Origin of the sequence: Salinicola sp. JS01, assembly GCF_030284585.1 — a bacterium.
GTDB lineage: Bacteria > Pseudomonadota > Gammaproteobacteria > Pseudomonadales > Halomonadaceae > Salinicola.
The window spans coordinates 185,883-207,852 of the sequence record NZ_CP127244.1 but is presented as its reverse complement, the minus strand read 5'-3'; the positions used below and the strand labels follow the sequence as shown (position 1 = coordinate 207,852).

General features: G+C 54.5%; 21 protein-coding genes and 1 pseudogene. 5 read left to right on the top strand and 17 right to left on the bottom strand.

Features of this window, described 5'->3' with window-relative positions:
• Window positions 1–28 precede the first annotated feature (28 nt).
• The 9 genes from QO259_RS01070 to QO259_RS01030 all read right to left on the bottom strand — a co-directional run bounded on the left by QO259_RS01070 (window position 29) and on the right by QO259_RS01030 (window position 9,246).
• Window positions 29–505, bottom strand: coding sequence for a hypothetical protein (locus QO259_RS01070; RefSeq protein WP_285951470.1), 477 nt, complete (start codon window positions 503–505; stop codon window positions 29–31).
• A gap of 86 nt (window positions 506–591) precedes the next feature.
• A complete protein-coding gene (locus QO259_RS01065; RefSeq protein ID WP_285951469.1) occupies window positions 592–1,599 on the bottom strand; it encodes an isocitrate dehydrogenase in 1,008 nt (335 codons plus the stop codon).
• A 30-nt stretch (window positions 1,600–1,629) separates the two neighbouring features.
• The gene (locus QO259_RS01060) at window positions 1,630–3,237 is read right to left on the bottom strand and encodes a peptide chain release factor 3 (protein WP_285951468.1); all 1,608 of its coding nucleotides are present in this window, start codon (window positions 3,235–3,237) and stop codon (window positions 1,630–1,632) included.
• Between the two features lie 48 nt (window positions 3,238–3,285).
• Complete coding sequence (locus tag QO259_RS01055; RefSeq protein WP_285951467.1) at window positions 3,286–3,516, bottom strand: hypothetical protein; 231 nt, start codon at window positions 3,514–3,516, stop codon at window positions 3,286–3,288.
• Between the two features lie 334 nt (window positions 3,517–3,850).
• A complete protein-coding gene (locus tag QO259_RS01050; RefSeq protein WP_285951466.1) occupies window positions 3,851–4,192 on the bottom strand; it encodes a TraR/DksA family transcriptional regulator in 342 nt (113 codons plus the stop codon).
• Window positions 4,193–4,252: 60 nt separating this feature from the next.
• Window positions 4,253–5,473, bottom strand: coding sequence for a methionine adenosyltransferase (metK, locus tag QO259_RS01045; RefSeq protein WP_285951465.1), 1,221 nt, complete (start codon window positions 5,471–5,473; stop codon window positions 4,253–4,255).
• Window positions 5,474–5,513: 40 nt separating this feature from the next.
• A complete protein-coding gene (gene cfa, locus QO259_RS01040; protein ID WP_285951464.1) occupies window positions 5,514–6,677 on the bottom strand; it encodes a cyclopropane fatty acyl phospholipid synthase in 1,164 nt (387 codons plus the stop codon).
• A 140-nt stretch (window positions 6,678–6,817) separates the two neighbouring features.
• Complete coding sequence (locus tag QO259_RS01035; protein ID WP_285951463.1) at window positions 6,818–7,672, bottom strand: universal stress protein; 855 nt, start codon at window positions 7,670–7,672, stop codon at window positions 6,818–6,820.
• Between the two features lie 83 nt (window positions 7,673–7,755).
• A complete protein-coding gene (locus tag QO259_RS01030; RefSeq protein WP_285951462.1) occupies window positions 7,756–9,246 on the bottom strand; it encodes a SulP family inorganic anion transporter in 1,491 nt (496 codons plus the stop codon).
• A gap of 737 nt (window positions 9,247–9,983) precedes the next feature.
• On the opposite strand from QO259_RS01030, the gene QO259_RS01025 reads away from it, so the two are divergent.
• Complete coding sequence (locus QO259_RS01025) at window positions 9,984–10,889, top strand: FRG domain-containing protein (protein ID WP_285951461.1); 906 nt, start codon at window positions 9,984–9,986, stop codon at window positions 10,887–10,889.
• Window positions 10,890–11,042: 153 nt separating this feature from the next.
• Here the strand turns inward: QO259_RS01025 and QO259_RS01020 are convergent, their stop codons facing one another.
• Window positions 11,043–11,378, bottom strand: coding sequence for a hypothetical protein (locus tag QO259_RS01020; protein WP_502949129.1), 336 nt, complete (start codon window positions 11,376–11,378; stop codon window positions 11,043–11,045).
• Between the two features lie 291 nt (window positions 11,379–11,669).
• Between QO259_RS01020 and QO259_RS01015 the strand changes: the two genes are divergently transcribed.
• The 3 genes and pseudogenes from QO259_RS01015 to QO259_RS20330 all read left to right on the top strand — a co-directional run bounded on the left by QO259_RS01015 (window position 11,670) and on the right by QO259_RS20330 (window position 13,740).
• The gene (locus QO259_RS01015) at window positions 11,670–12,818 is read left to right on the top strand and encodes an MFS transporter (RefSeq protein ID WP_285951460.1); all 1,149 of its coding nucleotides are present in this window, start codon (window positions 11,670–11,672) and stop codon (window positions 12,816–12,818) included.
• 402 nt (window positions 12,819–13,220) lie between these two features.
• Window positions 13,221–13,430, top strand: a pseudogene (locus tag QO259_RS20335) (transposase); the annotation flags it as partial.
• The gene (locus QO259_RS20330; protein WP_502949128.1) at window positions 13,387–13,740 is read left to right on the top strand and encodes a transposase; all 354 of its coding nucleotides are present in this window, start codon (window positions 13,387–13,389) and stop codon (window positions 13,738–13,740) included. The pseudogene QO259_RS20335 and the gene QO259_RS20330, both read left to right, overlap by 44 nt.
• Before the next feature lie 155 nt (window positions 13,741–13,895).
• Here the strand turns inward: QO259_RS20330 and QO259_RS01005 are convergent, their stop codons facing one another.
• From QO259_RS01005 to QO259_RS00975, 7 genes are all read right to left on the bottom strand, one after another.
• Window positions 13,896–16,127, bottom strand: coding sequence for an SNF2-related protein (locus QO259_RS01005; RefSeq protein WP_285951459.1), 2,232 nt, complete (start codon window positions 16,125–16,127; stop codon window positions 13,896–13,898).
• 86 nt (window positions 16,128–16,213) lie between these two features.
• A complete protein-coding gene (locus QO259_RS01000; RefSeq protein WP_502949127.1) occupies window positions 16,214–17,392 on the bottom strand; it encodes a DUF6094 domain-containing protein in 1,179 nt (392 codons plus the stop codon).
• Window positions 17,393–17,408: 16 nt separating this feature from the next.
• Window positions 17,409–17,876: a hypothetical protein gene (locus tag QO259_RS00995; RefSeq protein WP_285951458.1), complete on the bottom strand. Its 468-nt coding sequence runs from the start codon at window positions 17,874–17,876 to the stop codon at window positions 17,409–17,411.
• A gap of 211 nt (window positions 17,877–18,087) precedes the next feature.
• Complete coding sequence (locus QO259_RS00990; RefSeq protein ID WP_285951457.1) at window positions 18,088–18,366, bottom strand: hypothetical protein; 279 nt, start codon at window positions 18,364–18,366, stop codon at window positions 18,088–18,090.
• Between the two features lie 75 nt (window positions 18,367–18,441).
• Window positions 18,442–19,593, bottom strand: coding sequence for a DUF3275 family protein (locus QO259_RS00985; RefSeq protein WP_285951456.1), 1,152 nt, complete (start codon window positions 19,591–19,593; stop codon window positions 18,442–18,444).
• Between the two features lie 112 nt (window positions 19,594–19,705).
• Window positions 19,706–20,104 carry a hypothetical protein gene (locus tag QO259_RS00980; RefSeq protein ID WP_285951455.1) on the bottom strand — a complete coding sequence of 133 codons (399 nt, stop codon included), beginning with the start codon at window positions 20,102–20,104 and terminating at the stop codon, window positions 19,706–19,708.
• Window positions 20,105–20,191: 87 nt separating this feature from the next.
• Window positions 20,192–20,728 carry a hypothetical protein gene (locus QO259_RS00975; protein WP_285951454.1) on the bottom strand — a complete coding sequence of 179 codons (537 nt, stop codon included), beginning with the start codon at window positions 20,726–20,728 and terminating at the stop codon, window positions 20,192–20,194.
• A 199-nt stretch (window positions 20,729–20,927) separates the two neighbouring features.
• On the opposite strand from QO259_RS00975, the gene QO259_RS00970 reads away from it, so the two are divergent.
• Entirely contained in the window at window positions 20,928–21,797 is an 870-nt protein-coding gene (locus QO259_RS00970) for a hypothetical protein (protein ID WP_285951453.1), read from the top strand.
• The last annotated feature ends 173 nt before the right edge of the window (window positions 21,798–21,970 follow it).

The window sequence follows — 21,970 nt, the reverse complement described above, 5'->3', positions numbered from 1 at the left end:
GCGTTATTTTGCGAAAAACATTAAAGGACTAAACATGATGCGCTGCTTCCGAGTGCGTTTCGATGTGGTTTCTAAGGCTAATTTGAACGTCGGCATTTTGTGCGATCAAGATAACCTTTTTTAGACAGCGAACATTGGCCACTGCATTGTTCAACCCCTCGAAAATATCCTCAAAAAATTGCCGCTTGTCGACACTAAGACGAGAATAGTCACACAATGAGATCGCTAAAGCATGATACTCATTTCTATCAGCAACGATAACGCACTTTGTGATGGATGATTCGAGGGCTTTCTCGAACCTGGAAAAGCCCTTGTAGGGAGGCATATACCGAATGAGCCCGCAGCTTTCATCTCTATAGCGGGAGACGGTCCAGACTTCACCCAGTGCAACCGTTCCTAGCTTCGACAGTTGTTCTTCGGTACCGGGTACTCCAATGACATCGTACTCATCACCAGTTAGCAGACCTGCAGTTGTCACATCAACTGTGATATTGCTTAATTTCATATTCATACACCTTTACAAAATTATTAACATCATGCTTGCCATTAATCGCCGACTCACTAATGCTTTTAAGGTACAACTCGCTTAAGCTAAAGGCACTCTATGATGGCTTGGGTGAATTCCTGCGTATTTCCCTTTCCTCCTAAATCGGGTGTAGCCGATTCACGCCGAGTCGATAAAATAGTCCTGATAGCAGTGCGAATACGCGTACCAGCCATAGGCATGTCAAGATAATCGAGCATCTCGGCGCTAGCTAATAGCAATGCGCACGGATTTGCGATACCTAAGCCTGCGATATCCGGTGCAGATCCATGCACGGCCTCGAAAATGGCTACGTCCTGGCCAATATTGGCTCCCGGCGCCAGCCCCAGTCCTCCGATAAGCCCAGCACACAAATCAGAAATGATGTCACCGAAGAGATTGGTTGTAACAATGACATCAAACTGTTCGGGATCCATTACTAATTGCATGCAAGCGTTATCTACAATCATTTCCTCGAACTGTATATCCGGATAAGACTCAGCCACCTCTCGGGCAGTATTCAAAAATAGACCGGAAGCCGTCTTGATGATGTTGGCTTTATGCACCGCCGTTACTTTGTACCGCCCTTGCTTGCGAGCCAGATCAAAGGCAAATTGCACGACCCTTTGTGAACCTTGCCGAGTAACTTTAATATTTGAAGTTGCGACAGAGCCATCGCTGGATAGCGTTTGCCCATCTGATAGATAGGCGCCCTCGGTATTTTCTCTGACGGTGATAATGTCAATATCATTATAACGAGATCGCGTACCAGGAAGACTTATGGCCGGCCTGACATTAGCATAAAGATCGAACTTTCGGCGCAGTTGGACATTGACAGATGAAAACCCTTCTCCCACCGGCGTAGTTAAAGGTCCTTTCAAGGCTACGCGATATTTCTCAATTCCTTTTAAAGTATCTATAGGAATCAAGTCTCCGCACCGATCGAGGGCAGTGAGGCCTGCATCATAAAATTCGTAACTCAAGCCGCAGTCTAACTCACCCAAAACTTGTAGCGTAGCATCTGTTATTTCCGGACCAATCCCGTCACCTTTTAAAACTGCAATCGTTCTTTCCATCGTTAACTCCTTGTATTCGAATGAGACTCGTTATATCTCTCGTGTTTCGCTAAAGATGATTTCGTCCCATTTATCCATGGTCACTTGAAGGATAGCCTTCGTCGGCGCCAGAAAAGCAAGCGCGCCGGAAGCATCTCTCGCTAACCGATTCCGGTTGGCGTTTTCAAAGTGCTCGAGCTCGTTGATGTCTTCGGCCGAAACCCACAACGCCTTATGGACCTGGAACTTGTCGAAACCGACGTGGATGTCGTATTCGGACTGCAACCGATGCGCCACGGTCTCGAACTGCAATTGCCCCACGGCACCCAGTACCAGTCCCGTTCTTTCCAGAGGGTGGAAGACCTGAATCGCGCCCTCTTCGCCCAGCTCCTGGAGAGCCTTGTTCAACTGCTTGATTCGCAGCGGATCCTCAAGGCGGACGCTACGAAAGAGTTCCGGCGAGAAGTGAGGAATGCCATCCACATCGAGGTGTTCGCCTTCGGTGAGCACATCGCCGATTCTCAATCTGCCGTGATTGGGGATGCCGATGATGTCGCCCGCACAGGCGGCCATGAGATGTGAACGCTCCTGCGCCATGAAGGTGATGGCGTGATCGAGTCGCAAGGTCTTGTGAGTGCGCACATGGACGGCCTTCAATCCCGGCCGATAACGACCGGAACAGATGCGAAGAAAGGCAATTCGGTCCCGGTGATGAGGATCCATATTGGCCTGTATCTTGAAAACGATACCGGTGAACGTGGCAGAATCCGGCGCTATCGAACGCTGCCTGGCCTCCCTGGGCCGGGGAGAGGGCGCCCAGTCGACCAGTGCCTGAAGAATATCCTGCACGCCATAGTTGTTGATCGCCGAACCGAAGAACACGGGAGACAGTGCTCCGGCCAGAAACCGGGTCATGTCGAAGGGAGGCATGACCTCACGCACGACCTCTAGCTCCTCCTTGAAGACGGCGTGCACGAGCGAGAATTTTTCGGCCAGGTAGGGATGCTCCTCACCCTGGATCATTTCGCTCTCGATCTCGATACGATCTTGTCCCGGAGTGAACTTGAGCATCTGATCGCGCGCAATATCGAATACGCCCGCAAACTGCTTTCCCATGCCAATCGGCCAGGTAATCGGAGCACAGTCGATACTGAGGATATGTTCGATCTCGTCGATCAGTTCCAGCGGCTCTCTGACTTCCCGGTCCATCTTGTTGATGAACGTGATGACAGGCGTCCGGTGCAGCCGGCAGACCTCCAGCAGCTTGATGGTCTGGGCCTCCACGCCTTTTGCCGCGTCGATCACCATCAACGCCGCGTCGACCGCTGTCAGCACGCGATAGGTATCTTCCGAAAAATCCTGGTGTCCCGGCGTGTCGAGCAGGTTGATCACGCAGTCCTGAAATTCGAACTGCATGACCGAGCTGGCAACGGAAATGCCGCGCTGCTTTTCGACTTCCATCCAGTCCGATTTGGCATACTGATGACTCTTGCGCGCCTTCACCGTTCCCGAGGAACGAATGGCACCGCCGTACATCAATAATTTTTCCGTCAGCGTCGTCTTGCCGGCGTCCGGGTGAGAGATGATGGCGAAAGTCCGTCGTCTTTTGACCTGCTCATCAAGGGAACTATCGGGTTTCGTGACATTTTGAAGAGGCATGCGTACGTCCATTGCGTCCAAGGAAATTCGATCGAGAGAAAGACTTTCTCAATCGTGATATTTCCAGACGCGCACGCCTCTGACCGGCGCGCGATTGGTCGTACTGATGAAACGTCCTTGCTCGCAGTAGGCAGACGTGGCACCGCCGCCATGGATGTCTTGATAGACCACCTGAAGTGTCGCTTTTGGCTCGAGGGGAAGGTATCGATGGACGCTGTTCCAACCATCTGCATCGGACAGTTCTTGAATCCGAGGCAAAAAAGCACTTTGACCCTGCATGCACTATCTCCCGTACAACTCGAATGGCAATCGATTCCAGTGAAATCGAAGAGGTTGAACGACAGCGCAACAAGAGGCACTGGCAACAGGCGATACTCGTTACCATTGCGCTTGCTGCGCAAAAGATGCCGAATCTCAGGGTGGACTGAAAAAAGCGTCGTGTAGTAACTGTGTCATCGGTAGAACCTTTGTCAGTTACCAGCGACCTTCAGGAAGGTATCTGGGAATTAATCTGTTGGGATATCCGCAAGAACAGCGGTGTAAAAAGATCGCTCGTAAAGCCTAGCAACAGCCGGCATGAGCATCAAGCTCGCGACCGGCTTTCGGAAACCCATCAACTCGCACAGTTGATACATTTCAGAATGGCGGGATCCCACTGCAGTCGCTTGAGCGAAATCCACTCGTCGCAGTCGATGCATTGGCCGTACTCGCCTCGCTCCAGCCGCATCAGTGCCGCATCGATGCGCCTGATCTGTAGCTTTCGCCGATCCTCTTCGGCATTGGCCATCGCCTGCCCCTGAAGGGCGTCCATGCGAGACAGGCGACCGACCGACTGCTGGTCGAGCTGGACCGTCTCCCGACTCTCCTTGCTCATTTCGCTCTGTTCGAGCAATCGAGCACGTTCATCATTCAGACGTTTTGCCATCTCTGCCGTATCGATATCGGGGTGATTCATGGCATCTCTCTATAGCTGACAGGTCAAGAATATGAAGTGCTCGACGCTCGTTCCTTTGACTCAAGTATTCAGCGCTCGAGCGAGAAGTTCCGCCCTATCCGTCTTCTCCCAGGGGAAGGCGGTAAAGGTCTCGGTCTGCGTTTCGCCGTTGACGTCGGTCCAGGTGTAGCTGGATTCGAACGGATCGCGCCCGAAGTGGCCGTAGGCGGCGGTCAGCTGATACATCGGGTGGAGCAGATCGAGCATGCGGGTGATCGCATGGGGACGTAGATCGAAGTGCTCGCGCACCAGTTCGATGATCTTCACTTCGCTGATTTTGGCGGTACCGAAGGTATTGATCGAGACAGAGGTCGGTTCGGCGACACCGATGGCGTAGGAAACCTGAATCTCGCACTTGTCGGCGAGACCGGCGGCGACGATGTTCTTGGCCACGTAGCGCCCGGCATAAGCGGCGCTGCGGTCGACCTTGGACGGATCCTTGCCGGAGAACGCCCCACCGCCATGGCGGGCCATGCCGCCATAGGTATCGACGATGATCTTGCGTCCGGTCAGGCCGCAATCACCGACCGGCCCGCCGATCACGAACTTGCCGGTCGGGTTGATGTGAAAGCGGGTCTTGTCGTGAATCCACTTCGCCGGGAGGACATCACGGATGATCAGCTCTTCCACCGCCTTGCGCAGATCCTCCTGGGAAATATCCGGATCATGCTGGGTCGACAGCACCACGGCATCGACGCCGTTGGGCTTGCCGTCTTCATCGTAGGTGAAGGTAATCTGGCTTTTGGCATCCGGACGCAACCACGAAAGTGTACCGTTCTTGCGCAGCTCCGCCTGACGCTCGACCAGACGATGCGAGTAGTGGATCGGCGCCGGCATCAGCGATTCGGTCTCGTTGGTGGCATAGCCGAACATTAGGCCCTGATCTCCCGCACCCTGATCCTCGGGCTTGCTGCGGTCGACGCCCTGGGCGATATCGACACTCTGCTTGCCGATCAGATTGATCACGCCACAGGTTTCACCATCGAAGCCGACCTCCGACGAGGTATAGCCGATATCCATGATCACCTTGCGCACCAGATCTTCCAGATCGACCCAGGCGGTGGTGGATATCTCACCGGCAACAATGGCGACACCGGTCTTGACCAGTGTCTCGCAGGCCACGCGGGCCTGTTTGTCGCGCGCGATGATGGCGTCCAGGACGGCATCGGAGATCTGATCGGCGATCTTGTCCGGGTGACCTTCGGACACGGATTCGGAGGTAAACAGAGAGTATTCGCTCATCATTGCTTCCAGGCTTGATGTAAGTTAGACGTCGTTAAACTTAGCTGACTCTGTGGTAACCCCCGAGAACGCCCTGTTTGCTGAGCACCCACTGCCAGAGCTGGATATCTCTGGCTCGAAATGAGCCGGCACAGCTCAAAAGATAATAGCGCCACATACGATAGAAACGTTCACCATAGGACTCGGAGAATCGATGCCAGTTAGCTTCGAAATTCCTGTGCCAAGCCATCAGGGTCTTGTCATAGTCCGCGCCGAAGTTATGCAGGTCTTCGACAATGAAGCGTTCTTCCACCGCATCTGCGATGTGACCAAGAGCCGGGAGCTCACCATTGGGGAAAATGTAGCGATCTATCCAAGGATCTGGTGTCGACGATCTGACATTTTTCCCAATGGTGTGCAATAGGAACAGCCCATCGTCCTTCAAGCATCGAGTCGCGACATCCATGAATTCGCGGTAATTTTTGTGTCCGACATGTTCGAACATACCGATACTGACGATACGATCGAATTGCTCCGTCTCTTCACGGTAGTCCTTCAAGCGAAATTCAACCGGTAACCCTTGGGTCATCAGTCGCTTGCCATACTCGGTCTGCTCACGAGAGATCGTCAAACCTACGCATTCGACGCCATAATTTTCGGCAGCGTAGGCCATGAAGCTGCCCCAGCCGCAGCCGATATCGAGAACCCTCATACCAGGTTCTAAGCCTAGCTTGCGACATACAAGATCGAGCTTAGCCTCCTGGGCCGCATCGAGAGTCGTGGCATCTTTCCAGTAGCCGCAGGTATAAGTCATTCGGGAATCGAGCATTGCGGCGTAGAAGTCGTTACCAAGGTCGTAGTGCTTTTCGCCGACCTGAAACGCTCTCTTCGCCGTCTGGAGATTGACCAAACGAGATCTGACATGATGAAAAAGCAACTTGTGCGGCTTGATTTCGTCAGTGACACCCGACCGAAGCAACCGAAAGAAGAAGTCGTCGAGATGCTGTGCATCCCATGCACCGCTCATATACGCCTCGCCCAAGCCCAGATTGCCTTTGGCTAACGCCTGCTCAATGACACCGTGAGCGTTGAACTGTATATCCCAGGGCCGGCTACCATTGATGGCAATATTAGCTTTACTTAAAAGGTCGGCCACGAACCGCTGTGAAGACGAACTTTCGTCATAGAAAGGGGATCTGTGAAAATTTAACTCTGGCGCGCCCACTCTTCGTTCCTTTTTCAGCGTTATCGATTTTGAAAACCACCTCGGTTTCTTGAAATCGGTCGCTTAGGGCGGAGTTGATATCATAACGAACCTCTGTACTGAATGGGCCGCACCAAGATGGGCTGCGGCCAACTGTGTCCTCAGCGAAGTATCAGCAGCGGGATATCCGCTTTTCTCAGCATCTCGCTTGTCGTGCTACCCACGAGAAGATGTCTTATCCGCGAGTGGCCATAGGCCCCCATGACCAGCAAATCGATATCATGCTTCCGCTGGTAGTCGTGAAGCGTTGCCTCGACTTCCCCCGCTCTGATCGTACCTTCGGCCGAGTGTCCAGCCTCTCTGAGCAACCCGAGCGCCCAGTCCAGCTGATAACGGTTGTCTCCCGTATCGGAGCCGACGATGACGACATGGACAGCCGTGCCTGCAAAAAGCGGGCTTTTCGCAAGTACCTCGATACCCTTTCGGGTCGTCTTGCTACCATCGAAGGCAACCAGAATTTTCTTGGGAGTAGTGAAGGTTGCTGGCACCATCAAAACAGGATGATGTAGTGACCTCACTACGCGTTCGAGATTGGAACCCAGGTGCTCACTATCATGATGCTCATTGGCACCTCGCTTGCCGATCACAAGCAATCGCGTTTCGCCCTGCATTTCTTCAAGAGTTTCGACCAGTGTGCCATTGCGCTGTCGAGTCGAGGCATTCGAGGCTCCGGCTGTTTCTGCCCGTTCCTTTGCAGCCTTGAGTATGACTCTTCCACTCTCCTGAGCGATTTTTGCCCGTTTCTCATCCAATCCTGATAATTCTTCAAGAAGATGCTCTCTCGAGCCCAATCCGATATTACCGGTAAGATCGGCTTCCGCCGCTTGAGGATGGTTATCCACGACGTGCAGGAATACCAAGGGAGAACCGAGCTTTTGGCTGGCCCAAATCGCGCAGTCACATACGCTGTGCGCAAATTTAGAAGCATCAATGGCTGCAATCACGTTATCTGTCATGGCTAGCGTGCTCACTTTTGGAAAGTCGTCGTGCAAACGCCGTAGTTACCAAATTGGCAATTCGCACCCCTTTTTTAAGTATGTCAGTGTCCGCCCATGAGCTTCTCTACTGCTTTAGGATCATCGTGGATCGCATATTTATCGACGACGGTTGCACTGGCCTCATTGAGCCCCACGAGATCAACTTGCGTACCTTCCCGTCTAAATTTGATAACCACCCTATCCAATGCCTGCACGGCGGTAATATCCCAGAAATGTGCCAACGACAGATCAATAGTGACCTTTTCCACGCTTTCCTTGAAATCAAACGACTCGCCAAAGCGTTCAGAAGAAGCGAAAAACACTTGACCTACTACCTTGTAGATTCGCCGATTTCCTTCATCAGTACTTTCGCTGCCGACATAAAGAATATTGCCGACCTTTCTGGCAAAGAAGAGAGCCGCCAAGAGCACACCAACGAAGACACCGATAGCCAGATTATGCGTACCGACCGTAACGGCAACGGTTGCCAACATGACAAAGTTAGTGCTCATCGGGTGTTTTTTCAGATCTCGAATAGATTCCCAGCTGAAGGTACCGATAGAGACCATGATCATGACTGCTACCAAGGCTGCCATTGGAATCTGAGAAACCCAATCCGCCAGGAACACCACCATCAGCAACAGAGCCACACCTGCAATAAGAGCGGATAAACGGCGTCGCCCACCCGATTTGATATTGATCACCGACTGCCCGATCATTGCGCACCCAGCCATGCCGCCGATCAATCCTGCGCCAATGTTGGCGATACCTTGACCTTTACACTCCCGGTTTTTATTACTCTTGGTATCAGTGAGATCATCAATGATCGTAGATGTCATCATCGATTCCAGCAGGCCGACGACAGTCAGCATGACGGAATAGGGTAAAATAATGAGAAGAGTATCGAGATTCAGCGGAACGTCCGGCCATAAGAACACTGGAAGGCTGTCGGGAAGTTCGCCCATGTCGCCTACACTTCTTATCTCCATTCCCGTTGCCATATAGACGATGGTTAGCAGCACGATGCAAACCAGAGGAGAAGGAACCGTTTTGCCGATAACCGGCAGATAAGGAAAGCCGTAAATAATGACCAAACCGGCGGCAGTCATGGCGTAGACATGCCAGGTGACATCGGTGAGTTCTGGTAATTGGGCCATGAATATGAGGATTGCTAACGCATTGACGAAACCGGTGACAACAGAGCGCGATACGAAGCGCATGAGGTTCGCCAGTTTCAAGTATCCAGCCAGAATTTGCAGAACCCCGGTTAACAGGGTGGCCGCCAACAAATACTCTAGGCCATGATCCTTGACCAGGGTTACCATGAGTAGCGCCATGGCACCGGTCGCTCCAGAAATCATTCCTGAACGACCACCGGTGAAGGCAATGATGGTACAGATAGCGAATGAAGCGTACAGACCTACCTTAGGATCGACCCCAGCAATGATGGAAAATGCGATGGCTTCGGGAATGAGCGCCAGCGCAACAACGAGTCCGGCCAACGTGTCCCCTTTTAAGTTGGAAAGCCAACTTAACTTTATTTTTTCTAACATGTTAAACCTAATTCAATTAACGAGATATTTATTTGGCGCACACGAAAACAATAGTGAAACGCACTATCGAGGGTACTTTTAAGGGGATGGCGCAGCGCAAAACAACACCTAGCAAAAGCATGTAGCGGACGCCACTTGCCTAGCTATGGTAGATATGCCCTGCTGGGGAGGGATTCAGGGTGGAGTCGTCAACCCAAGAAGATGATGTGCCATTACTGTCGCTCCTGTACTACTGACCGCTTGGCGGTCACGGTCCAACGGACGCGAGAATTTGATCATTAGTCTAATACAATTTTTCGTTAGTTGCATCCTTGGCTTTAGCCAGCCTCAGTCGAGGTGTGCTATACCTTCGTGGAGCAAGCTACCGATCGATCATGACCCCCTTCTAGAGGTCTGCAGGCGGTGCCCATGATCTTGCCAGCAGTTGATTAGGCTCCCGAAACGCAGCAGAGCCGGGCTGAAGAACACGGCGCGCATCGCTGGGCCCAAATACGGTCTGCTGTGGACTGTCAGCGCTTCGGTCCATGATCACGCACGTTGGCCTGCAGGCTCTCGACGAGCTTGAAGCCAGCTGCCCTCACTCGAACTACCCTTCGAAGGTAAGCACTTTTCGCTGCGTTAAGCTCTTCCCACTCGATGATCGGATGCTAGGGCTTCTCGCGGCCCTTTGGATTCATCGAGATTAGAAGTTGCGCGTCGTAACGACTCAACATGTTCGTTTCATGCAGGAGTATGATGTGAATGAATTCCAACGAAATATGCCTTTCCGGACAGCAGAAGAGTTCTTGAGCTACCTGAGCCCGGTGAGCAATGCGATTTGGCGTGAGCGGAATCATGTGTTCCGGGGCCAAATGGATATGTCGCTGCCGCTAACCCCATCGGCCCATCGTATGGGCACAGATGTATCTGTCTCGACGTTTTACGGAGAGCATGATGTCACGATCGGTGAACAGGTAGCTTTCGAGAAGGCCGTTTTGCTCAGATTTTTGGAAGCATGCGACCACGCTGGCTTGCAGGTACCCGATGATTCCGAGGCACTCAGGCGTTCCTTAAAGCAATTCGATAGGAGTCGATCAGGCAATTACAACTGGCCAACAGCAGAATTTCATCGGGTACTTGCCTTCGCTCAGCACCATGGAGTACCCACTTGCCTGCTAGATTGGTCACGTAATCCTTTCGTAGCTTCATACTTTGCAGCCTCCTCGGTTTTAACCTGGAAATTAACGGAAGCCAATTGCTCTGCAAGGATGGCAGTATGGGTACTTGATACTCGTTGTCAGGCAATCAACGTTATCGAAGCACCTGGAGGAACCAGCCCCTACCTTGCTGCTCAATCCGGTCTTTTTACTGTATCAATGATAAAAAATGAATCAGAGACATTGGAAAGCTTTTATGAAACTAGACTGGACGAAGACCTTTCTCCCGGCCATACCGATCCCGAACCGTTACAATGCGTAAGCTTGCCGGCAAGCGAAGCCAGTGAAGTACTACACATATTGAGTCTTATGGGGATCACCGGCGCAAAGCTATTCCCTGGTTATGAAGGAGTGTCGAGAGACGTCAAAGATTGGGCAAGAGCTCGCAGACTATCCGCTGGGCCAGTTGAAAATTCACACCGGTACGAGATAAACCAATTTATTTGAGAACCCCGCAAGTAAGAAATAGATCCCATCGATACGTTTTCTAGGTCCACTAAATGTAGGGAAGGATAAAAAGCACTCAATCACTAACGCTATTCTTTCCTCCATACAAAAAAAACCCTCCGAAGAGGGGTTGGGGTTGAAGTGAATGAAACATCAAGTGACCAGCTGACGGGCCAGTTCCATCTCGACCGACTCGCCATCGCTGTTAAGCGCATCCAGGCCCGACTCGGGTATGTCCCCGGACGTGCTCTGCGCCACGGCGATCTTGCTGGCCATCAGTCGCAGACAGGCGATCTGCGAGGTCTCGGCGTAGCCGAAGAACACCACACGCACTGCCCGGTGCTGACCGATACGCCAGGAGCGTCGTGCTGCCTGCTGCAGCGTGTAGACGTTCCAGCCCGTCTGCATAAACGCGATCGTCGGGAAGTTGAGAAGATCCAGCCCCGTTTTGACCAGCTCCGGTTTGAGGTCGTCCAGGATTCTGTCCATAATACAATAATACGATGGGTCGACCTTCAAGCTAAAAGAGCTTCTTGGATAAAGCATAAGATGGCTCTTTTAAGGTTAAAGCGTGCCAAGTTGATAGAGATGATTTTGAGCGTCCATCGAGACATTGAAGAGATAGTGTCAAAAAATAATGATACTGCTAGCTCGATAGTTGATTTGAATGGACAGGATCTTTTGATTCTGGCTTCGCACGGTGATGCGAGAACGAAAAAAGCGGATAGCGAGCTGGGCAGTCATGAAGAAATTTGAAGGCGGTTTTAGTTTTTTTCCTCATTGTTTTTTTCAAGACTTGGGGATCAAGTGCTTTTATTTATATTCCCCTTGGCTGCGTATAAAATAAGCGGTGATGCCAGTTGGTCAGGAATCGCTTTCTTTTTAGAGTCGTTGCCGCGATTCTTGATGTTTCCTATCGCTGGCATACTATGCGACAAAATGTCCTGTCTGACTTTGCTGAGGTTTAGTCAAATAGCTCGCTTAATCGCGGCGTTGCTATTCTCTATAATTTTAATAGCTTTTCCATCTTTGTGGCTATTAGCCATATTCTCCATTGTGTGTGGCGTTCTATCAACCCAAGGATTTATATCTCGAGATATTCTACTGCCATACGTGTTTAAGGATGCTCCACTCGAGCATAGTATTGCAAGAGCTCAACTGGCCGATCAAGTGGGTATGGTAAGTGGGCCTCTTTTGGCAGGATTGTTGCTTACTTTGGTCGACTGGGTTTATGTCGCTGCTTTTATTTCTCTGTTTTTTTTGATTTCTGACGCCTTTTTAAGGAGGTGGTTGTTAAAAAGCAATTTCAAAGATGATCGAGATACCGATAGAAGTATAAGTTTTAGTAGATCTTTTACAATTGCTTTAGGCGTTATCAATAGTTCCACAACTCTAAAAAAACTCATCGGAGTGACCTTCCTTAGTAATTTAATGCTGGGAATTGCTTTAGCGTCTTCTGCTGTTGTTGTAACTGGCGCTCTAGGCCTGCCTGATTTCTATTATGGCTTTCTTCAATCAATCGGTGCCCTTGCGACAATTATAATCCTCATGTTCATCGGCCTGTCGTCTATCAATCCTCATTGGTTTGGTTTTGTCGGGTTTGTGTTTATGGTGTGCGGTTTTACACTGACAGGATTGATTGGAAATGCTTTTATATATTTCTTCGGATTCGTTGTTTTAATTGGCTTCGATAAAATGTTTAGCGTGTTCGTGCGCTATACCAGACAACAAGTTGTCGAAAGAAAAGACCTCGGTAAGGCATCGGGTTTTATAGTTCTTTTCAACAACATCTCCCAACCTATTGGAGGGCTTATATTTGGTTTCGTATCATTGGGCGGGCTGAGTTACGTAGCCTGGCTGGTTTCTCTGATTTCGATTATGGTTTTTGTGGTTTTTTGGCCCTCATTAAAATCCATTCAAGTTCCTTGAGAGCTTTATAATATAAATTTGATCAAGCGTGAGTGCCGTTTGTTACACAGATGCATCCTTGAAAATCACTTTTCAACGACATCTCGATTTTTAACAATTCGGGGCGATTCTTCATTTGAAGTCTACGTTCGTTCCACCTTCTACCGCGACGACCCGTAATTGACTCATAGAATCGTCCTGCAAGGTGGATGGCAAGCCGATCCGACGCCGGCGTCCGCCCCGAAATCATCCTGGGTTAAGGGAAGCACGAGGTAGAGGTATCGATCAGCACTGAGTACGGGCTGGGTGTCAGCCATAGCACCGATCTTGAGGTCTAGCCGAACGCCTCGCCGACCAGTCAGCTGGCTCTGTCTGAAAAATCATAGTTGCTACGCTATTCCTGTTCATGCAACAGGAGGGGCCATGACAGGCCGTTACGAGCTTTCCGACCAGCGCTGGCAGATGATCGAGGATATCGTTTCTCCCCGGCAGACCATGGGACGCCCGCGACGAGATGACCGGCAGATGCTCAACGGTATTCTGTGGATTCTCTGCTCCGGCGTACAGTGGCGTGACCTGCCCGAGCGTTATGGGTTCTGGAAGACCGTCTACCAGCGCTTTCGTCAATGGCGATGACCGACAACGCAATGTGGTAGAGCGCCTGTTCGGCTGGCTGAAGGAAAAGCGTCGGCTGAATACCCGTTATGACAAGCTGGCCGCCAGCTCTAGGGCCATGGTGACGCTGGCCTGTATCGAACGCTGTACGCGCGCCGACTTTTCAGTCAGAACCGCAGGTGGCGGCTACCGGCCCAGCTTTCATCTGAACTATTTGTCGCAAAACTTGAAACTGCCGCAACAGCCCTGTGCCGCTCAAAACAACAGCTTGTTGAACCCGTTGGAGAGAGCATCCCTCCCAGCGCCCCCAATTATCGTACCAATATGAGTATGCATCTTTCGCCACGAGCAATCAGATTCGGAACCGTAGCGAATAAGATGAAAAAATACTCTAACTGCTATCCTCTGTTGTCGCTAAACCAAATTGATACGCAGGAACAAAAACCCCTCCGGAGAGGGGTTGGATTTGATGTGCATGAAGCATCAAGCGACCAGCTGACGGGCCAGCTCCATCTCGACCGACTCGCCATCGCTGTTAAGCGCATCCAGCCCAGACTCGGGGATGTCCCCGGACGTGCTCTGTGCCACGGCGATCTTGCTGGCCATCAGCCGCAGACAGGCGATCTGTGACGTCTCGGCGTAGCCGAAGAACAGCACACGCACCGCCCGGTGCTGACCGATACGCCAGGAGCGCCGTGCCGCCTGCTGCAGCGTGTAGACGTTCCAGCCCGTCTGCATGAACGCGATCGTCGGAAAGTCGAGAAGATCCAAGCCGGTCTTTACCAGCTCCGGGTTGGTGATCAGCACATCGATCCCCTTCTCGACCTGATCCGCGATCCAGTCCTCGCGCCGACTGGTGTCGACGCTCGAGCGCAGCACGGCCACCTTCAGCCCCTCCTGCTCGAGCACCCGCTTCAGGCGACTCGTCGTGTCGCGCTTGCCGGTGTAGGTGGAGTAAACCAGCACCTTGCGGCCCTGGGCTTTCTCCGACCGGCATAGTTCGACCAGCTCGTCCTCCTTGGGCATCGTCGATGTCTCGTCGAAGATCGACTTCGCGAAGCTGATCAGCTCCCGCGAACGCGGATGCTTGACCGCCTCGGGTCGAAAACAGCAGTCAGGCCAGGCCAGCAGCACATTGAGCACCACACCCAGCAGTGTGGTGTCCTTGCGTGCCAGCGCTTCCCGCAGTGCCTGTGTCAGCTCTCTGGAGAGCCGTTCATAGGCACTGGCCTGATCAGACGACATCGGCACTTCCACAAACTCCTCGTCATACGGTGGCAGTACATCCCCACCGATGTCCTTGAGCTTGAGAAAGACGGTGAAGGGCAACACGTAGCGCAGTATGCCCTTGGGGCCGAAGCCTGGTGCTTTCACCGTGCGCACCGAGGTTTTCCGCCCCTTCGCCGTCTTGTGTCCAGCGCCCTCGCGCTCCGAGTAGATGTCTTTGAGAACACCGTGCTCGCGCATGAAGGCCATGGACGCCGCTCCCAGAGAATTGCGCTGGGGACGGTAGCCGTCTTCGATCATCACCGGCGTCAGGATCCGGAAGAGCAGGTAGAACAGATCGTCCGCGTAGCCGCCCATCAGCGTGCCGGTCAGCAAAAGCGTCTTGCGTGCCTTCGCTGCCAGAACTCCCATGGCCTGGCCCTGGGCCGATCCTGCGTTCTTGTACTCATGCCCCTCGTCGACGATCAGCAGGTCGAAGAACTGATCGGGCAGGTAGCGCTTCACGAATTCGCTCGGCTGGAAACCGCCCTCACCGAAACCGAACTCGATGTTGGCCATGGCCCGCTCCATTCTCGTCGCCTGTCGATCGTTGAACACCAGGTCGCCGTTCTCGTCCATCAGGTTGATGAACTCGTGCACGTTGTCGGCCAGCATCGACGAGAGAAACCCCTCGCCGAACTGGTCGATCAGTTTCTCCGATGTCACCTTGCCGATCGTCGGAATGCGCTGCAGCGCCTTGAGCACCGAACGACGGCGGGCATCCCCTCCGGGCTGCCGCTGTCGTATGAGTGTCCAGAGCTGGCCACCGCATCCCGCACACGACTGCTGACGCTCGGTCTGCTGAAACAACTCGAACCGGACCGGTTCATTGTCGTTGTCGAGGATCATGCGACCGCAGTCCGGACACGCCGCAAGGCGTCCGGAGACGGTGCGCTTCGGGGTGGTCACCGGTACCCAGTGGAACCCCATCCGCATACGGACACGACCCAGCACGAAGAACTCCGGCCGGCCATCGTCTGACTGCCCCAGCTGCTCGCGCAGCTTGAGCAATTTGGCCAGCGTATCCGGCCCGTTGAGTACCCATACCCGAGCTTCGGGCACCGTCTCGAGGATCTCGCGCCGCCACTTGTAGACTAGGTGCGGCGGAGACACGATCAACGATCGACGATAGCCCTCGTTCGCCATCACGGCGGCGACGGCGATCGCCATCATCGTCTTGCCGGTCCCCATCTCGGCGTTGATCACGCCGGCGCGCTCGTTCTGATCCAGCAGCAGCGCGCAAATCGCGTGAACGACATCCGCCTGTGCCGGGAACGGCTGGCGTGCCAGCGCGTTCATCACCGCCTGTCGGGGTGGATTGCCCCGACCGTCGTAGACCGGGGGATGGGTGTGGTTGAGCGTATCCAGAAGCCCGTCACCGAACTCGTCGATGAAATCGTTGAGCGCGATGATGTTGTCCGGTGCTGTGCATGGCATGTTCATGTCCATCTCCAATGAAAACGGACAGAACACGCCCCTACGGGCGGTGGTCTGCCCGTAGGGGTTGGCTCGCCCCGTGGGGCGAGCATGGTTGGTTATGCCGTCTCGGCGTCCGAGTCGGTAGGTTCAGATTGCGACGGAGCATCCTGCGCCGGCGTCGAGGTGATCGTGAACAATCGACCCTTGTCGGGAGAACCCAGCGTTACGTCCCAGGCCATGATGGCCGGCACGAAACGATCGGTCAGGATCCGACGCTCGCTGATGTTGCCATCGGCGTCTTCGTCGAACTCGACCTTCGAGGACTTCTCCTTGAACGTGTCGCCCTTCACGACCAGCTGACGCCCCGACCGCGAGGTCACGATGCCCGATATGCCTCCCGCTGCCAGCGACAGCGCGAGGTGCCAGCTCGAAAGCCGGCGCAGCGGACGTCGCTGTGTGACCCCATTGGTCCAGAACGCGAGGTTGAAGTCGGGCCATAGCCCGCCCAGCTGATCGATCTCCTGCTCCAGCTGCTCGGGTTCCAGCGACACGCGGTAGCAGTGTGGCGGGCTACCGATCGCCGGCGGCACATCATAGAGACCATCACACCAGATCGAAGGCAGCGGCTCGGGCTTGAACTCTCCCAGCCCGATTTGCTGCAACATCTTCCTGATCGTTTTGGCCCTATCGTTTGCCAGTAGTGCATTGCGCTTCGTGCGAACGCCAAAGACGACGACCTGCTTGAAGGTATCGACCGCGGCCTCGAACGCAGTGACGCGATCGAAGTGTTGGCTGACCCAGCTCGACAGCTCATCGTCGAAGACGTAGTACGGCACGATCATCACCATGATCCCGCCGTACTGCAGCAGGTGGACACAGCGCTGGTAGAACAGCTTTTCCAGCCGCTGCCGGCCCTTGCCGGCATACCTCTTGCTGCCGCCGGTCTCGCTGACGAGATCGCCGTAGGGTGGGTTGAAGAACATCATGCCGAACGAGCGCGGCGAGATGACGGTGTCCATCAGATCCGACTGGATGCCGACATCGACGACGCTCTGCATGTGCCGTGCTCGCTCGAGATCGAACTCGATGCCGTAGGCATCGGTTCGTTCCCGGCCCAGTCGGTGAGCGCTTTCCAGAATCGCGTGCCCTTCGCCGGCGCACGGATCCAGAATGCGCACCCGCTGGTCATGCGAGGTGCCCAGTGCCTGGAGGGCACGTTCGATCGTGTCCTCGTCGGTTGGGTAGTAGCCGTTCTTGGCGAAGTTGCGCGCCAGGCGTGGAAACATCAGAGCCATGATGGCCTCCTTGAATTCATTGCGTGGCGAGATCGCCGGAGTGAATGAGTTGACCGATAGCGTCCTGGACGCTGGCCAGCGAGAGATCGATCCAGACGCCTGACAGGCGCTCGGACGTCTGATCGAGCATGCGTATCGCCCCGTGCTCGAGGAGCAGTTGTACGACCGTGGGTCGCCAGTGATCCAGCAGCGGAAACGCAGCGAGATCTCGCAGACGTGACCAGAGCATCGCGCTCTTGTCCTGACGTGAATCGCGCTCGTTGAAGATGGCATAGCACTGACGGTTGGCCCGATCGGGATCCTGACAGCGCTGATCAAACAGCCAGAGATTCAGCAGGCTGCCGAACCGCGTCTGCCGATAGGTCCGCGTCGTGCGTTTCGCCAGGCGATCACGATCCAGTTGCAGGGCGACCGTCTGATCGTCCCGCAAAAGCGTGATCCCATTCCAGCCGCCTTCGGCGATGGGCAGGGTCAGCTTGGCCATCAGTTCGTGAATGGCGGTATCCCGCCCCCACAGGGACAGAAAGACCGCCCGGTCGCCATCGGCGACATAGCTGTCCAGAAAAAGCTCTGGCGCCTCCTTGAGACGCCAGAGCGTGGTTGAAGTCGACATGCTGCCTCCATCATTGATGCATTGATGGGGCGAACGGCACCCACCGGGGCTGTTCGCCCTTGTGGGTGAGTGAAAGTTATTGTCAGACCTGAACGAATTGCCGTTTGTGCGGGTTGTAGCGACGTGCCTGGCTACCCGCACGAATCGGCGTCAATCCTGCTTGATAGATCTCCCTCAGGTATTGCCCTCGGAAGCCAATGGCAGCCTCCGCGATCCCCTCCGGTATGCCCTCGCCTACAAAGAACGCGACCAGTTCCTCATCGGTCGCGATCTCATTGTTCGAAAGCAGATCCTCAATGGTTTGAAGCTGTGAATCCGTGAGTTCTACGAACCGGGGATCCATGTGTAGTCGATCGTTCATTTCAATCTCCTTGGAGAATCAATGACGAGCGCTCCTTCCCCGGCGGAAAGGAGTCCGCCCGTCGGGGAAGGTGGATTACGCAGCAACAGTCGCTGCGTAATTCCAGGTTTGAGTTGATGCATCGAACACGTAGCCCATCTGCTTCAGGCGAGTGACCTGGGCACGGAAAGTGCCCCGATCGACCGTGGGATCCAGCTTGACGCTATCGCCCAGCGGCCATTGGTGCCCGAACAGCTCGATGTCCTGATCGTCAGCCTGCGGTCGGCGCTTCGATGTGGCCTTGGCGCTCTCCTCTTGCGGTTGATCCGTCGATGCCGGCGTGCGGTTTTCCTCGTGCGTCTGCTTGAGGAATTCCGCTGCCAGACGTGCCGCGCCAGTGGCGCGAAAGATGGCTTTCTTGTCTGCCTGCAGCACGCTGATCCAGCTGGCGATGTAGGCGGCGTCGAAGGCCTCGTTGCGAATACCGAAGTGTCCGCACAGAAAGGCAGAGCCCAGCTGCGCGACCAGCTCCTCTAGCGCGTAGCGGTCGGAGCCGAACGGCTCGGGATCGGTGATCCCGATGCGTGCCAGGCGCGATTCGTGCCCAGTCGCATGAGTCAGTTCATGCAGTGCGACGCTGTAGTAACTATCCGCGTCGTGGAACCGCTCCTTCGCTGGCATCAACACCCTGTCCTGCCGGGGGTAATAACCTGCGATCTTGCGATCCAGTGAGTGCGTGACCTTGATGCCACAGCCGTCGATGAAGTCGTCCAGCGCATCTACGCTGTCGAATCCCTCGACCGACGTCGCCGGCGGATTCGTGACCTCCTCGGGCAGCCCGTCACACTGGTCCACATTGAAGAGATTGAAGCCCCGCAGGATGGCGAAATGCTTCTCCCTGGGGTTGCCCTCCTCGTCCAGCACGGGTTCGCCGGCGTCATCGACAATCTCGCGCTTCATGGGTTTGTAGAAGCACGCGAGCGTGCTCTTCTCTCCCTTGCGTACCGTGCCCCCGGCCTCTTTCGCCTGGCGAAAGGTGAGCCAGCGGTCCTGTGAAAATCCTCGCTTGTCGGCCATATCCCAGAGCAGCGGCACATTGATGCCGTTGTACTGGCGACCAGAGACGGCGTTACAGGGTATGAGAGGAGTTCGCCTGGACGGATCCCAGGGCTGCCCGATGCCGGGCAGATGCCCCTGCTCGAGACTGTCCAGAATCCGATCGGTGATCGCCTGATAGATGTCGGCCATCGTGGAAACCTCGTGAGGATGACCGGGACGCCCCCACCGGGAGCTAATCCCGGTCGGGGTGGAATAGGAAAAGCCCGGCGTACCGGGCTGAGTGGAGTGCAATATCGCGTGTTCAGGCAGCCAGACGGTCACGTCCGGGCAGCGAGAACACCAGCGTCTGCTTGCCAAGCTGATGCTCCAGCTCGACATGGACACCGACGAACAGCGGAAGCAGTAACGCTCCGGTGCGATGCGGTGCCGCTATGTCGAAATCGAGCGATCGACTGCCTGCAGGTGCTTTCGACAGCTCCTCTCGAGCCTGCTCCAGGAATGCATCGAGGCGTTCGACCCAGTGCAGTTCCTCAAGAGCCGAGTGCGATGTGCCAGCCGTTTCGAAGAGCGCAACCACCTCGTTGATGAGGGGCTGCTCCATCTGCACCATCACATCGCGACGATTGGGGCAGAGCCCGAGACGTTGCGCCTTGAGGGTGAGATCGATACGGACGTTGGCGTTGTGGGTGTTGCGATTCATGGGTGCTTCTCCTTAAGAACGAAAAAAGGGGAAACACCTCGCCCCAGGGGGGAAGGAAACTTCCCCATAGGGTGGATACCGCTTGGTTTATGCCGGCAGAACGTGTGCCTTCCAGGTATGGCGGTGCGTGTTTACCTGACGGTGATCCACGACCTTGCCCTGTTCATTGCGAACCGGCTCCTTGACGACGACCGCTTCGCGCCCGAGAAACTCGAGTGCCACGGTATCGCCAACAGCCAGCGGGGTCTCTTGCGCCACGCGCTTGAGATCGATCCCCCACACGGTCTTATCGTCACCACGCTCGGACCGCAGCGTGATGTAGTAGCTGAGGCGGTTGGCCTCGTCGAACTGATAGGGCGCGCTGCCATGGGCAACGATCTCTCCCTGGTGTGTCGCGCCAGGCCGATGAGAGACCGATCCCGTTTTCACGGAATCCGACGTTTCATCGTCATTGCCAGAGGCGCTGCCACCGAAGCCGAAGCTGATGAAGCCAAGGCGCTTGAGGACCGCGAGCGCAACAAGCGTCAGCCAGATCCACCGAAGCGGCTCGGGCATGACATCAGGCAGCATGATCGGAATCAGTACGGAGAACAGCAGGGCTCGAGAGCCTTGGAAAGGATTCATGGTGCAGCTCCAGTGGATCGGGTCCAGGAGACACACCATCCCCATCGGGGAAAGTGTTCCCCCGGATGGGTGGTTCGGCGCAAGGCCGAGAAATCGGAAGTGGCATCCAGCTCAGGTGAGCGCCGTCTCTCGGGATGCGTTAACGGCTTCGGGAATTGCCCGTAGGCAAAGGGCGCTGCTATTGCCGTCAGCAGCTAACGTGGTGCAGATTAAGTATGAAATGGTCGTTAAAGCTGTGCAAGAGCTTCGACGTCAGTCTGTGCTCTCGATTTATAGGTGCTTTATGTTCAAGGTGTTACCCGTAACCGACTCAGCGGTGGATTCCATCACACCGGAAGTTTTTACGCTGATCGTTCAGCCCGAATCTGAACGAGAGCGAGAAACTGTTCTTTTGGTCAACCGCGAAGAGCACCACGTCATTCGCGAAGGCGTTCTACTACGTGCGCATGTCACATTTCACTACCAGGTGATCAGCCCGCGATCGATAGGGAGTAACAACCAAGGCGGCGAGTTTTCGGCCGCCTATGATTGCGGGTTCGTTCATAACGATCCATGGGTCCGCCTAACTAGCACTTCGGTCAATACGGGCGGGTACTGTGTCGTCGATCCTGGCTGGCTGGCCGGTCGTGGGGTTGGCACGTACTTCATGAATCTGATCGTTCAGTGGGTCCAGCAATGGCCAGATGCTGGCGTAATGCCTATCCGACTGCTGGCTTCGGATGCATCAGGGACAAACCGGAAGCGTCGCAACCAGTTTTACGAGCAGTTCGGCATCTGCTTCAACTACGACTGCGAGGGCAAGAAATCCGGTAGCTCGCGACCAATGAAAGCCAGTGATCTATCACCGCTGTCGGAAGAGAAACTGGAGACTCTATCCAGCAAGGTAATTCAAAAGCCCCTTGATGCTCAGATGAGCGAGAAGGCGCAAGAGATCCAACTTCTCGAGATGGAAGTATGGGGACTGAAGAACCAAGTGAAGCAGGGCTATGCCGAGATGGAGCGTGCATCGAGAGCACCGTTCCTTTGGGCTGCGGCCACTCATTGGACGAAATTCTGGAGAGGCTACTGAGGCAGAGCACCCTTTGGCCCTTTCCCTCGTCCAGCCCTTTGGGGTTGGGGTGAACAATGGATAACCCCCTTTCCCTTACCCCACCCTTCCCTTACCGTCCTTTTGCCAGTGGCCTTTTCCCTTTCCCTCGTTGGGGAGCACAGGAGAGGGGCGCTCGCTGTCATGATAAGCTG